The sequence below is a fragment of the Bacillus sp. SM2101 genome (genome assembly GCF_018588585.1).
GTDB classification, from domain to species: domain Bacteria; phylum Bacillota; class Bacilli; order Bacillales; family SM2101; genus Nanhaiella; species Nanhaiella sioensis.
Genome location: NZ_JAEUFG010000003.1, coordinates 113,374 through 127,634 on the forward strand (window position 1 = coordinate 113,374; position 14,261 = coordinate 127,634).

11 protein-coding genes and 1 pseudogene are annotated in these 14,261 nt (G+C 35.7%); 9 read left to right on the forward strand and 3 right to left on the reverse strand.

Annotation, left to right across the window (positions count from 1 at the left end; all coding sequences use genetic code 11):
- The first annotated feature begins 154 nt into the window (after positions 1 to 154).
- The 5 genes from JM172_RS04015 to JM172_RS04035 all read left to right on the forward strand — a co-directional run bounded on the left by JM172_RS04015 (position 155) and on the right by JM172_RS04035 (position 7,396).
- Entirely contained in the window at positions 155 to 1,120 is a 966-nt protein-coding gene (locus JM172_RS04015; protein ID WP_214480806.1) for an Ig-like domain-containing domain, read from the forward strand.
- A complete protein-coding gene (locus tag JM172_RS04020; protein WP_214480807.1) occupies positions 1,120 to 1,815 on the forward strand; it encodes an Ig-like domain-containing protein in 696 nt (231 codons plus the stop codon). The genes JM172_RS04015 and JM172_RS04020 overlap by 1 nt, the downstream gene beginning before the upstream one ends.
- 175 nt (positions 1,816 to 1,990) lie before the next feature.
- Complete coding sequence (locus tag JM172_RS04025; RefSeq protein ID WP_214480808.1) at positions 1,991 to 2,290, forward strand: hypothetical protein; 300 nt, start codon at positions 1,991 to 1,993, stop codon at positions 2,288 to 2,290.
- 638 nt (positions 2,291 to 2,928) lie between these two features.
- Complete coding sequence (locus JM172_RS04030; protein WP_214480809.1) at positions 2,929 to 4,560, forward strand: SWIM zinc finger family protein; 1,632 nt, start codon at positions 2,929 to 2,931, stop codon at positions 4,558 to 4,560.
- Positions 4,553 to 7,396: a DEAD/DEAH box helicase gene (locus JM172_RS04035; RefSeq protein WP_214480810.1), complete on the forward strand. Its 2,844-nt coding sequence runs from the start codon at positions 4,553 to 4,555 to the stop codon at positions 7,394 to 7,396. The genes JM172_RS04030 and JM172_RS04035 overlap by 8 nt, the downstream gene beginning before the upstream one ends.
- 801 nt (positions 7,397 to 8,197) lie before the next feature.
- On the opposite strand, the gene JM172_RS04040 is transcribed toward JM172_RS04035, so the two are convergent.
- Positions 8,198 to 8,716 carry a VanZ family protein gene (locus JM172_RS04040; RefSeq protein WP_214480811.1) on the reverse strand — a complete coding sequence of 173 codons (519 nt, stop codon included), beginning with the start codon at positions 8,714 to 8,716 and terminating at the stop codon, positions 8,198 to 8,200.
- A 312-nt stretch (positions 8,717 to 9,028) separates the two neighbouring features.
- Positions 9,029 to 9,187, reverse strand: a complete 159-nt coding sequence (locus JM172_RS04045; RefSeq protein ID WP_214480812.1) for a YwzD family small protein — start codon at positions 9,185 to 9,187, stop codon at positions 9,029 to 9,031.
- An 805-nt stretch (positions 9,188 to 9,992) separates the two neighbouring features.
- Here JM172_RS04045 and JM172_RS04050 point away from each other — a divergent pair.
- From JM172_RS04050 to JM172_RS04055, 3 genes and pseudogenes are all read left to right on the forward strand, one after another.
- Positions 9,993 to 10,427, forward strand: coding sequence for a GNAT family N-acetyltransferase (locus JM172_RS04050; protein ID WP_214480813.1), 435 nt, complete (start codon positions 9,993 to 9,995; stop codon positions 10,425 to 10,427).
- 571 nt (positions 10,428 to 10,998) lie between these two features.
- Positions 10,999 to 11,100, forward strand: a pseudogene (locus tag JM172_RS25605) (hypothetical protein); the annotation flags it as partial.
- Between the two features lie 96 nt (positions 11,101 to 11,196).
- Positions 11,197 to 12,051 (forward strand): methyl-accepting chemotaxis protein, encoded by an 855-nt coding sequence (locus JM172_RS04055; protein ID WP_483297241.1) that lies wholly within the window; start codon positions 11,197 to 11,199, stop codon positions 12,049 to 12,051.
- 205 nt (positions 12,052 to 12,256) lie between these two features.
- Here JM172_RS04055 and JM172_RS04060 read toward each other — a convergent pair whose 3' ends face one another.
- A complete protein-coding gene (locus JM172_RS04060) occupies positions 12,257 to 13,264 on the reverse strand; it encodes an NAD-dependent epimerase (protein ID WP_214480815.1) in 1,008 nt (335 codons plus the stop codon).
- 505 nt (positions 13,265 to 13,769) lie between these two features.
- Here JM172_RS04060 and JM172_RS04065 point away from each other — a divergent pair.
- Positions 13,770 to 14,135 carry a carboxymuconolactone decarboxylase family protein gene (locus JM172_RS04065; protein WP_214480816.1) on the forward strand — a complete coding sequence of 122 codons (366 nt, stop codon included), beginning with the start codon at positions 13,770 to 13,772 and terminating at the stop codon, positions 14,133 to 14,135.
- Positions 14,136 to 14,261: the final 126 nt, after the last annotated feature.

A 14,261-nucleotide genomic window follows, 5' to 3' on the forward strand; every position in this document is an offset into this window, starting at 1 on the left:
ATAATGAAATTGTAACAATACTGTATTTATTCGCTAAAATCCTAAATAATTGAAATTGGTGTACGATATATAAAAAGAAGAATTTTTATTTATATAACATTTATTCATTTATATATGATAGGTATACTAAGCCTTTATTGGAGGGAGTTTTCACATGTTTAAAAAGTATATGATTTTTATTATCTCAATATTATTAGTTTTACCATTTATTACGAATTCAGCTTCAGCGGTTACATACCCAAATTTAGTTGAATCTAAGCCAGAGGATAATGACCAACATGTTCCATTAGGCACTGATATTTATTTTGAATTCAACGAAGATATATTAGAATACGATATAAATAAAATTAAATTACTTAGAAAGCTCTCAAACAATAATTATAAAGAGGAAAAGATTAAGCAAGTTAAGGTCTCTGATGAAGTATTAACAGTCATTCCTGAAAATAAGCTACTTTTTAATAAAGATTATAAGCTTGAGATTGAATCATACTCTATTGAATTATCGAATGGCTTATATTCTCGCAAAATCACACACGACTTTAAAACGAATTATATGACTTTTTATGAAGTTATGGCTGTTGAAAGCGGAGAAATTTCGAAGCTTTTTGCAAACTATTCACCACGTCAATTAATAGTCACAGCTCCCGAGAGGTATGTTGATAAAATTGCTGTAAACCATAAAAAACAAGGTGCTTTTAAAGATCAAGTTACTACTGATGTAACTGATACTTTAACGAGTATCGATATTTTCGTAAATAGTAAAGATGTTGAAAAAGTAAAAGTTGAAATCTACGAAGAGAATACGAGGGTTGCGACAAAGTACGCCAAAAGATATGAATATAGTAGTAATAGACAAGAATATAATATTGGTTTCGGTAATCTACCTGTAAATTTTGATGTAAAAGTGACTGTTCTTGATAAAAATCTTGAGATTAAAGATAAGAAATTTGTCAAAGTAGTTTCTGAAGATCAACTTATTACAAATGTAATAGAAAATTATAAATATAAAACAGCTGGCGAAAGTAACTCGTTAGCTGAGCTCATGGCAGATCCTAAGCTATTTAATACTTATTTGAATGAACATAATATGAATGATATAAGGGTACAGGTTGATAAATAATGAATAATAAAATTGTCGTTTTTTTCGTTACGTTGTTCGTCATCTTAGCATTAGCTATTTCTTTTCCAAATGATCCGCTCCAAGCTTCTGACCCAGAGTTATGGGAAGAAAGCAATATAAATGACCCTCTCAAGCGGTGGGAGATATCATTTAATGAACAGGTAAGAACTAAAAGTGTTGCGTATGATAGAGTATATATTATTGATAACCAAAATAAGCGTTTGAAAACTGATTTACAAGTTAGCTCAAATGGAAAAACAATTATGATTACTCCACTTGAGCAATACAAAACCGATACAAAATATTGGTTATACATTGATAAGTCTGTTCGATCAGTCAATATGGATCCACTCAAGAAAAGCGTAATCATGCCATTTTCTTTATCAGATCAAGTTGCTACGGGCGGCTCGCCTATAGCAGTTAAAAATGATGTGCAAGATACAAGTACAGCTGATAGTCAGGAACAAGCAAAAATGACTATTCAAGTTGAAAAATATGATATGTTTGCAGATGTAACAGTGACAACAAGCTCAAATGTACAATCAGTACTTATGGATAACATAACGATGCAATACGTTGGTAATAATACATTTAATCTTGGAATAGTAGATATTATGCCAGGAGATAAGCTGAATTTTAAAGCGCTCGACCAAAATGGCAAGGTGCTTGAAAACATAAAACATGAAGTGAGATAAGCTTTCACCGTACCCTATTCTGAAAATGTGGCTCCTATACTGTGTAAGGAGCCACTTCGTTTGAAAATATGTATCGTCTTATAAGAAGAATGGTGTTGGAGGGATATAAACACCATACAAACCTTTATAAACGACAACCTTCTTTATTAGCAACTATATTTTTGGAGATGTGAATATGTTAAAAAAATCCTTAATAAGCTTTTTTGTTTGTTTTTTAGTGTTAATTAATCTAGTCATTTGGCCAATTATTTTGCAAGAAAAACCTCAGGATGATAAAGCCGAGAGCAGTGATACTGAAACAACGAGCTCACATGCGAATAATACGACAGATGAATCCTCTGAAGAAGAATCGAGTGATGATGAACAGATTGAAGAATCAAATCCTGAAGAAAATCCTGAACAAAATACTGAAAGTGAACAAGCTGAAGAAATTGTTGATCAAGAGGAACAATTTCAAATTATTGATATAAAATAGGGCATGTAATAGAGACCTTCCATTTTTAGCAAAGCATGAATGGTAGCATAATTGAATAGTGAATACACACCATAAGTCCTTGTAAAAAAGGTACCCTAGTCATTACGCTGGATCGCTTAAGCGTGTTAGTTCATTGGATTGGGAATGAGTTCAGCTTCCCTTAGCAGATTTAACACAAACAGCCTTTCCTACCAATTGAAGCTTATGAAAGACAAACCCACTCATTATCAATGGATAATCATCGGCAATGAGTGGATTTCTTTGTTAAGTAGACCTTGTTTTAAAGCGTTCAATAAAACTGTTGTTGCTAACACATAAATATATGTACCTATAAAATGAGGTGCATCATCACTTTTCTTCTAAAAAAAATTACAATCGTATAACACACCCCTAGTTGATACAATTTAATAGCAATCGCAAACAAAGTTCATGCACGGATTGTTGAAAGGTTCTTCAATATTGAATTTTGTTGTTAACTTCTATTACCATGAGACTATTTCGACAGTTTCCCATCCCGTTAAGTGCTAGAGGTTATTCCTTTGTTTTACCAAAAGTGGGTCGACAGTGCTGTATGAGGTGGTTTACAATGATAAGATATGGTATTTTTCGGTGTGAATTTGTCATAATGGAGGGTTTGTATGCTTCAAGATGTGCTTTCTAAGGAGCAAGTTGTCAATTGCGCAGAAAAAATTAAAGAATTACTTGCCCCGGACAACGAGAAGGACAGAATATTAGCGAATAAAGGTCTTCTTCTTTATCGCCAAGGAAACGTATATAACGTCAACGTTGAAGAAGACGTAGTCAGAGCGCGAGTGCAAGATGTCACACCATTTGATGTCAGCCTTGATTTGGATTTTATTCAATTCAGTGAATGCACTTGTACAGCAGAACATTTTTGTAGACACCAGCTTGCTGTCTTTTTTTCGGTTTATGCTGCAGTCGATCGCGTAGGTAACTTCTTAGAGGAATGGAAGAGAAGTAGAACAAAGATTGTCGAAAATATAGCTTTAAGTACGCTAGGTACCAAGAAGGTCATTGCGAAATATGAAGAAAAATCTATCGCTAGTTGGATGGATTTTTTTGAAAAAGAATATACTTCTTTTTTACAGCAGCGTTCACATGACGACAATTATTTTTTTGCTAGCCTTTATCATCGCTATTACGCTAACTTAAAAGGCGAAGCACCGACTCAACTAGAATTAAAGCGCTTATTTACCATGCATGCCGGCTTAACAACCATGGCAAAGATGAACGAACATTTAACTGACATAAGCATGTCAAGTTATGGCATGGATAACTATGTTACTCCATATATACACCACCTCGTAGATGACATCATAGAACAAGCTGAACTACTTGGTAACGTTACTTTACCATTTATTTTTGATTCTTTATTACAAGAGAGTATTGAAAGGCTTCATACGCTCTTTATTCCAATAAATCAATTTAAGTATGATCGAATGACTGTTTATCGCGTCATTTGGTCTAAGCTATTACAAAAAAAACAATGGGTTGACTTAGAAAGAGCATGGCTACAAACACGACTAGACGAGCGAGAAAATGAGGATAAGAAAGCTGATTTATATGTGATAGCCCTTGCACATATGGCATTTTTAGATAAAAACGATGAGGATGCAATTAGCTTATATTCACAGCTTGATGACCCTACTGCCTTACCGTACAGCTTTACATGGCTCATACAGTTAGCCGACAAAAAAGCATGGGCAAGAATGGATCCCTGGGTTTACGATATGTTAACGAAGCTAGATGAGTATATATCGTCTTCCCACTCCTATGACCAAAGTCGAACGATGACAAGAAAAATATTACATTTACTTGCTGACTACAGTTCAGAGTCTAATAAAGACGATGTATATGTCGAAGCGATGGAAAAGCTGTTACCTTATAGCTATTATGAATTTGATGATTATTTGTATACACATGAACAATATAAAAAATGGGTTGATCTACAAATTTTAGTAGGTTTCGCTGTTGATGAGCATGACAGATATACGTTAAAGGAAATTGAGGAAAAGGATCGCGAAGTGCTACTCCCCTACTATCACTATTCCATCATGAAAATGGTGAAGCTAAAAAATCGTCAAAGCTATAAGCAAGCTATTAAATTTTTAAAAAAGCTGCGCGCACATTATCGTAAGCTAAAGCGAGAAAATGATTGGAATATATATATAAACAAGCTCGCCACGTCCCATAAAAGACTGCGTGCCTTTCAGGAAGAGTTAAGGAAAGGAAAGTTGCTTCATGAATAGTACATTAGCGTTGCACATCGACACGTTAATAGTTGAAGATCAGTTTTTTATATACGATCGTTCCGTCGTTGAGGACAACGATTATGAGAAGCTATTTCTCTGGCATGAAGCCTCTTTTTATGGATCATTTCTTAAAATGCAAACCGTAAAAGGTGTGAAGGGAGTCATTCTTTCTCCTTGGGAAGCACTCGACTTTTTTGCTAAGGATGTTCATAACTCATTTATACATGTTGACTGGAGTGAGGAAAGCCAGCTATATAGGAAAATTGCACCTCTGCTAAAAGAAGCCCTTACGAGTACAGACTTTTTACCAGACTATCATAGTTGGAAACTTCACCAACGATTCAGGTGGAAATTAACTGACGTTTGGCTTTCAGAGATCAAGGAAGCTGTTAATCATAATGAAGAGCACGAAAGTATTGCTATAGCATGGTTCTCTAGTGCTTTAGCAAATTGGCTCCAATCCGATGATGAACTAAAAAATGTATGGAATGACATTGAACAAACATTCCCACTCATTAGCCTCAACGCACATGATGAACATCAACGCCTCCAGTCTAGTGAGATAGACCCGAAGCATGATCAAAAACACCCTCAGACGATCGTCTTTAGTGAAGATGATTGGTTAGAAAAGATCGGTTGGAAACTAGATACAACGCCCTTTACTGTTGGATTGCGACTTGATGAACCTGAGCAGGATGATGGAATTTGGCTGTTAGAAACGTTTTTACGCTCAAAGGACAATAAAGACGAGCTAATGATTTTGAATGAAGATCAACTGCCAACCAAATGGAAGCCATTTATTGATCGCATTGAAAGAGAACAAACATTGTGGGGAAAACTTATTCCTTGGCTACAAACAGATAGAGGTATACTGGCAAAGTTAACAGAACAGCATGCATGGGAATTTTTAACCGAGGCAAGTGAAACATTGCTCTCAGCAGGTGTTGAAATTTTGCTGCCATCATGGTGGCAAGCATTAAAGGATACGAACCTCTCTATGAAAGCGAAGGTTAAATCGACATCATCCAACGGTAGAAAATCTTTTGTCGGCTTAACACAGCTAATAGATTTCGATTGGCGATTTTCGACAAATGGTATCGATTTATCGGAAGACGAATTTTTGACACTCGTCGACCAGAAACGACGCCTTGTCAACATACGGGGAAAATGGGTGAAGCTTGACCCAGAATTTATTAGAAGAGTACAAAGCGTTCTTGAGAAAGCAAACAAAGAAGGCTTGCATTTTCGAGACATTCTTGAACAAGAGCTATTACGAGATGAGTTAACAGATGGTCAATCCCCTGCGGATGACAGACCATTTGCAATGATCCAAATTGAATTGAATCGCCATTTAAAAAACATGTTAAAGCAGCTAAATGAAGTTCAAGAGATTCCTTCAGCAACAATCCCAGCTACATTTTGTGGTGAGCTGCGTCCTTATCAGCAACAAGGTGTTGACTGGCTGTTATTTTTACGTAAATTTGGTTTTGGTGCATGTTTAGCTGATGATATGGGCCTTGGCAAAACGATTCAAATGATTGCTTATTTGTTAAAGGTTAAAGAGGAAGGAAAAAAACATAAGCCATCTCTATTAATTTGTCCAACTTCCGTTTTAGGTAACTGGCAAAAAGAACTTGAAAAGTTTGCACCTTCGTTACGTATTCATTTGCATTATGGTTCTTACCGTGCAAAAGGTGATATATTTGAGTCCACTGTTCACAATGCCGATGTAGTAATCACTTCATATGGACTGTCACACCTTGATTTTGAAGATCTTTCAAGCATACAGTGGGGAACGATTTGCATCGATGAAGCACAAAATATTAAAAATGCGGACACAAAACAGTCTAAAGCGATACGCCAATTAGTAGGTGAACACCATATTGCGTTAACAGGTACACCGATGGAAAATCGACTTTCGGAATTATGGTCAATATTTGATTTTAGTAACCCAGGTTATTTAGGAAGCCTAGGTAAGTTCCACAAAGACTATGTGAACCCGATTGAAAAAGACCGATCTGAGCAACACATTAAAAAGCTACAAAAATTAACTCGGCCCTTCTTATTACGTCGCACAAAAACCGATCAAGAAGTAGCATTGAATTTACCTGATAAACAGGAACAGAAGGAATATTGCCCGCTTACTGTGGAGCAAGCATCATTATATGAACAGCTTGTTCAAGACACGCTTACAAAGATTGAGCAAGAAACAGGGATCAAACGCAAAGGCTTAATTCTAACGATGCTCAGTAAATTGAAGCAACTATGTAATCACCCTGCTCTCTATTTAAAAGAAGAGCAACCGCTTGATGTATTGAATCGATCTACAAAGCTTGGTAAGCTACGAGAGCTTATCGACAATATTCGTGAAAGTGATGAAAGCTGTCTCATTTTCACACAATATATTGGTATGGGTAATATGATCAAAAAATTGTTAGAAGATGAGCTCGGTGAAGAAATATTATTCCTGAATGGTAGCTTAGCTAAAACAAAGCGTGATCAAATGATCACACGCTTTCAAAATAAAGAAGTAAACATCATGATTTTATCATTAAAAGCTGGTGGAACCGGCTTAAACTTAACCGCTGCTAATCACGTCATTCATTTTGACCGTTGGTGGAATCCTGCAGTAGAAAATCAGGCAACTGATCGAGCACACCGAATTGGGCAAAAACGTTTCGTGCACGTCCATAAATTTATCTCGACTGGTACGCTTGAAGAAAAAATTGATCAAATGCTTGAGCAAAAGCAAGCGCTAAACGATCAAATTATTCAAACTGAAGCATGGATTACAGAACTATCTACAGAGGAGCTGCAAAACTTGTTGCTGTAAGTTGGTGAACTGAATACGTTTCATCTTATATTTGTTAACAAGCTATAAAGTCCATATTAAACTCTAGAGCAGGTTTCACCTAATGAGCTGTTGTAGATATAGAGGCAACCAGTTTGCCAATTAGCTACTCTTGATAAATACCTCCCCCCTACTTAGGTATGGGGGACCCATCTCATAGCGAACTAAAACATCGATCAAGGAGGTAGGAAGATTTGGAAAAGCCTAAACGAACGAGAGGACGAAAGAAAACTACAGTAAACCCAAAACACGAGGGGAAAGCTGAGCAGTGGCAGCAACTGTTACAATTAGTGGAGAAGAAACTAAAGAAGTAAAGCATGATAGGAAGGAAAAACGCTAGGTAGATGTAATTCACAGCACATTCAGGTAGATAAAATATCTATTTAGCAAACATGTGGTGCATAGTAAAACAACCTTCAGCTCTAGGCTTTAAATCATAGTAACACGTAGACAAATTATCGAATGTTCGCACATATCCCTATCTCCTACCTTACTTTATATAAAGTAAGGCTGTTTTTCTTACTAAGAAATACTCACGTTCACAACTAAAATTCGTGGCATCTTTTGTGATATAAAATTGTATGAATCACATATCATCTCATTTCAGCAATCAAGTTAACGAAAAAAGTATAAGGCAAAGACAATTAATATCACCACATATACATATTAGTACTGTGTTTATATGACTTTTTCAATTAATGGCATCATTAAAACGATTCATTCGAGTGAAGAATCGTTTGCTACTTTCCATATGTACATCATCTAAAAACTTGGAGCTGAACTTTATTTCTTGAAGACATAGAATCCAGTTATTTTCACAGATTTTCTGAAAATTATTGCAGCTGTTACGATTCCCACTAAACCACCAAAGCTATCTAAAAGGACATCGGCTATAAGCGGGGAACGACTGCCCGTAAACATTTGATGAATTTCATCGCTAGCAGCATAAATAATGATAAATGACATCGCATAGATCATGCATTTCCATTTATTTCGGAAAATCATCGCTAGAGCATTGAGTGTTAAAAAGCCTAATAAAAAATAAATAAAGAAGTGAGCACCTTTACGGATGAAAAACTCAAGAAATGAATAAGGTCCCTTACTTGCCACACTGATTTCCGATCCACTATAAGTAAATTGTATATGAGAAAAATAATCGATAATCCATTGCTTGTCGATATATTTTGCTAGTTGTGGTCTTAAGTCTTGCTGTGAATATGGTTGTGATGAAAAGTAAAAAATGACGGCCGCACAACTAATAACAGACAGCCAAATGAGTATAAGTACAGCTTTTTGTTTCATTTATAATCCCCTTCTATATGCATATCCTTAAAAAGGTTGGTATCAAGTGTGGGAAACAACTGACAAAGGAAGCGCTGACCCTATACATACGTGGGATTTCCACCATCCACCTTTGCTATTTGCAGTTGCCCTTACCAAAGCTCATTGAACTACCTCACCCTGACCTATTCCATCCTTTTTTAACAGTTATTCAACTACTATTTATAGCCAAAATATTAAAAATTTATATCTTTTTTTCATTATACTCATTTCACTAGATCATATGACACCGTCAGCGTGTTCTTGACAGTTTAACAATTTGTTTCAGTTAGCTTATTTTACTCCTTCTCCTGCTATTTTTGCTGATAATTTACTTACTAATTCTTTTGCCGTTATCGTTTCAGAGCCATTGCCTTGTTGGTGTGCATACTTTAAAATGTCGAGAAATTGTTGTGTAGAAATGATCGGTTTTATTCCTTCTGTTTTTAACATAATACACCTTCCATAAGTCTTATTTTCAATTCATTATTTAGCATTGATTACAGTTAACAGAACAGATCGCTACGGATTTCAAGCCAATGTGAAGCCTTTTCTTTCTAGTGTATTCAACAACTAGAAGGGAAGACACCTGCTTCTTTAAAACGCTGACTGTTTAGTAAAACTGACAACTTTATTATTAATGGCTGTTTACGCATTGATTATTGCTTTTCGTTCTAAGGTATAAGTACGTATATATCTAACATTCGTGGCATCTTTTCTTCTTTACCAAGATGGCTAACATATAAAATCACTTTTTATGGTACTAATTTGATAACTAGTAACAAAGTTTACGAAAAGAGGAACTATGGCAACAAAGTTTATGAAAATACCCCTTGCTAAAAAATATAGTGGAATACAATTAGCTTTCGAGTTATCCAATGTTAATTGCGATGACAATCGCAGGAAAGCTTCACTAACTGCACTCATTCATTAAGGGTAATTGTTACTTTCGAATGAAGGTTAGAATACGTATACAGCTAGTATTCGTGCCACCCATTCTTCAGTGGAAGGATAACAGCTTCATAAACTAAACCCTATCTTATCTTGCTGACATTTTAGTGGTGATAACCACAATATCCCTTAACCCTTTCTATCTTTATATACTATTACTCTTTCAAATTCAAATAATAACCAGTACATTCACAAAAAATACCATTCTTATACTAGTATGATTTCTGGCGTTTTTAGTACCGTGACATGCACTTTCAAATTTACGGTGAATATACAGTAAATAACTTAAGGTGCGAGGAGAGTCAAAATGAAAATAGTGAAAGCGTCAAATAGTGATGTGCAAACAATATTTCGGCATGCTAAGAAAGTAGCTGTCGAAAGCACGATGGGCTACGCTAAAGGGCATGAACAGCATGCAGTGAATGGCATCAAAATGGCCCTAAGTAATGGCTATTATTTAGTTGCAAAGGAGGACCATAAACTATTAGGCTGGGTTCTTGTTACAGGGACGATAGATTCTATTAAAAATACGTATATCGGCTATATTGCAGACTTATATGTGCTTGAAGAACATCGCAAAAAAGGGATCGGAAATAAATTATTAAAAGCTGGCTTAAATAAATGTAAGCAACATGGTTATAAATACGTTCAACTAAATGTTTTTGCTAAAAATCCCGCCAAAAATCTTTATGAGGAGTTTGGCTTTGAAGATCTCATTCACACAATGCAAATCAAGCTTTGATAAAGGCTCTTTTCGTATACTTTGTTGCTATTTTTATTAAAAATGGACAATTTGACGAGTTTTATGAGTGCTCATTAATTGTTTAGGTAGAAAAGATGCCACGAATATTAGCTTATTTGTGTTCACCTCTTTCGATGAAACGACCCATTCCTGCGAAAATTGATAAAAGAAGCCTTATACTTATATAGAAAACGCCCTTCTTGCTATTAATAAATGGGTGTTTTTCATGCAAAGAATATCAACGCGCATACGACTCTCTCCTTCTTTATCTATTAGTTAGCTCAATCAGTTCATGACAAAACAAGAAGATATTAGTATAATATGTAAAAATATAAATATTTTGAGAGGAGAACAGCATATGTCAAGTCCTGTTTCACTTACAAGATACTTAATTCGGACAATTTTATTTGCTGCAATCGGTAGTTCTATATTAGGTATATCATTAAGTACCATAATTGGCTTAGAACGAACCTCATTTGTTACTAATGTGATTGGTGTTATCATTGGAGGTGCAATCATCGGTTCACTTATTAGCTTTTTAAATTACCAAAAGTTTTTCCGTCCAATGACCATGATCATTAAACATACGAATCGACTTGCAGAAGGTGACTTAACATCTCGTCTAGATGAAAACAGAACCGGAAGCTTAAAGCCAATTGCGATATCAATAAACGAAATGAGTGACGAATGGCACCAGCTTATTACAAAAGTCTATGATGTATCGATTCAAGTATCAGAACGTTCACAGGAACTGTCTTCAAGCACCGAAATGAACAACAGAGCAACTGAGCAAATCGCTCTCGCTCTTCAAGGCGTCGCGTCTGGAACAGACAATCAACTCTCAAAAACAGCCTCTACATCACAATTTATGTCAGATATTTCATCAGGCATTAACCAAGTTGCTTCATCTATCCAGTCTGTAGCGAGGTTAACAGAAACGACAAACAAACAAGCAAACTTAGGAACTGAAGCGGTCACAAAAACGGCAGCACAAATGACTCAAATTCAGCAGCAAGCAGCTTTCGCTTCAGAGATTGTTAACAAATTCGGCGAAAAATCAAAAGCGATTGGCAAGATTGTTACACTCATAACCGAAATAGCTGAACAAACAAATTTATTAGCATTAAATGCAGCCATAGAAGCAGCAAGGGCTGGTGAGCATGGGAAAGGATTTGCTGTTGTAGCAGATGAGGTTAGAAAGTTAGCTGAACAATCTGGTAGTGCGACAGAAGACATTCGAAAGCTTATTGAAGAAATTCAATTCGAAGCAGATAAAGCAGTGCAATCTATGATTGAAGGAAAGACAGATGTTACGAACGGCCTTTCATTAATTAACCAAACTGGACAAGCATTCAATGAGATCGCCAAGATGATTGAAGAAATAGCTACACAATCGACAGAAGTATCAACAACCGTTGAGCATGTAAATGCAAGCGCTAACAACATTGTCGTGGCTTCGGAGGAAATTGTTAACATAGCGGAGCAATCTTCAGCAAATACCCAAAACGTTGCTGCACTAACAGAGGAACAAAGCGCAACGATGGAAGACATCTCTCATGCGACGGTCGTTCTTGCAAATACCGCAGCTGAATTACAGGCTATGGTTGGGCGTTTTAAAGTGTAGGCTCTTCGTATACTGTTCTATTTTCACTAAAAATGGACAGTACTATGCGTTTTATGAGATGTAAAAATAGAAAAGGTGCCTCGATCACTAGATGTGTATGTACTTATATGTTAGAACGAAAGTCAACAAACAAAGCGATAACAGCAAAAGTTACAAGGAAAGAGCATTCAGGTGGAGTCTATCCTTCACCTGATGTCCGCATGGATTAAGCTTCATTGTATTTTAAATACCAATCAATAAATTTACTTACTCCTTCTTTAAGTGATGTTTGTGGCTTAAACTCGATCTCATTTATTAAATCCTCAACATCCGCATATGTTTCTACAACATCGCCTGCTTGAAGGGGCAAAAAATTCTTTTTTGCAGTCATACCTAACTTTTCCTCAATAGCTTGAATAAAGTCAGTCAATTTGATCGGGTTATTACTGCCAATATTAAATACTCTGTATGGTACATAGCTCGTTCCAGGATCAGGATTGTTTCCAGACCAATGTTCATTTGGCTCAGGTTTTTTTTGTAATAATCTACTTATGCTTTCAACAATATCATCAATATATGTAAAATCTCGCTTCATGTCCCCTTTATTATAAACATCAATTGGTTCTCCATTTATAATTGCCCTAGTAAATAAAAATGGTGCCATATCAGGACGCCCCCACGGACCGTATACTGTGAAGAAGCGTAAACCTGTTGTCGGAAGATTGTAAAGATGACTATACGTATGTGCCATTAACTCATTAGCTTTTTTCGTTGCTGCATATAAGCTAACAGGATGATCGACATTATCGTGCACAGAAAATGGTTGCTTCGTATTTGCACCATATACTGAGCTTGAGGAAGCATAAATTAGCTGTTCTATACTATGACGGCGGCAAGCTTCTAGCATATTAACGAATCCAACTATGTTCGAGTTAATATAGGCATGAGGGTTTTCTAAGCTATAACGCACACCTGGTTGAGCAGCTAGATGTATGACTACAGTTGGCTGATATTCACGAAACACATTCATGATCGCATGTTCGTCAGTAATGCTACATTTCTTAAACATAAAATTTTTATGTTCTAACAATTTTAATCTATCTTTTTTCAACGAGACATTGTAGTAATCGTTTAAATTATCAACCCCAACAACATCATAGCCATCCTGTAATAACCGTCTTGATACATGTGCTCCTATAAAGCCAGCAGCTCCAGTTACTAGAATCCTTTTCAATCCTCTCTCCTACCTTTCATACCTCACACATCATAAGAAACCTAAATGGAACTACAATGACACCTTAAATACAAAATTACTCGCTAAGATTTTTAGCCATCAACTAATGTTGATTAATATTGGCTGTTTCCGCATTAATCGTTACTTTTCGTTCTTACATATAAAGCCCGTATACATCGAGTGTTCAAGACATTTTTAAGTTCTCATAAAATTCATCATAGTAAAAAATAACACAGCGTTTACGAAAAGAAACATTAGTAATCAGTTAAACGATCCTAGCTATTCTTATAAAGTTTAAAATAGCATGCAGGATTAAAAAAGTTTAACTAATAATTGATGGGCTATAGGCTATTAGTGTTCAAAAATGGGCGCTTTTCATATTCGATATTCTATTTTAAACCAACCGAAACTAAAAAGAAAATTGTCGCCTTCTTTCGTTTAATTACTTCTCAATTAGCTTATAATAACTGTTGACCTTTGCAAATTAGAAATGGAGTTGATGATAATGGAGTTTGAAGCTAGAAATTCAACGGAAGCATCTCTTCATCATTATAAGGCTGGACTCGGTTTATTTACTGAAAAGATGCCCGAGCTAGCTAAAAAGTATCATTCTTTTACTGAAGAATGCTTTAAGGAAGGTAGCTTATCACAGAAGGAAAAGCAATTGATTGCATTAGGTATTAGTTTATATGCTCAAGATGAATATTGTATTATTTACCATATAAAAGGGTGTTTGGATCAAGGATGCACTGAACAAGAAATACTAGAAGCTTGTGGAGTGACTACAGCATTTGGAGGCGGAGCTTCAATGAGTCAGGCAGTCACCCTTGTCCAAGAGTGTATGCAAGAGTTAAATCAATTGGAACATTAATGTACGCTAATGGCACAGTTAAAAACTTGTGCCTTTTCTCTTGTCTAATCCTTTGAATGATTTTTTTTGATAATCAGATAATCACACATTCACACTTCACGCTCGCACTTCTACTTTAAATAACAG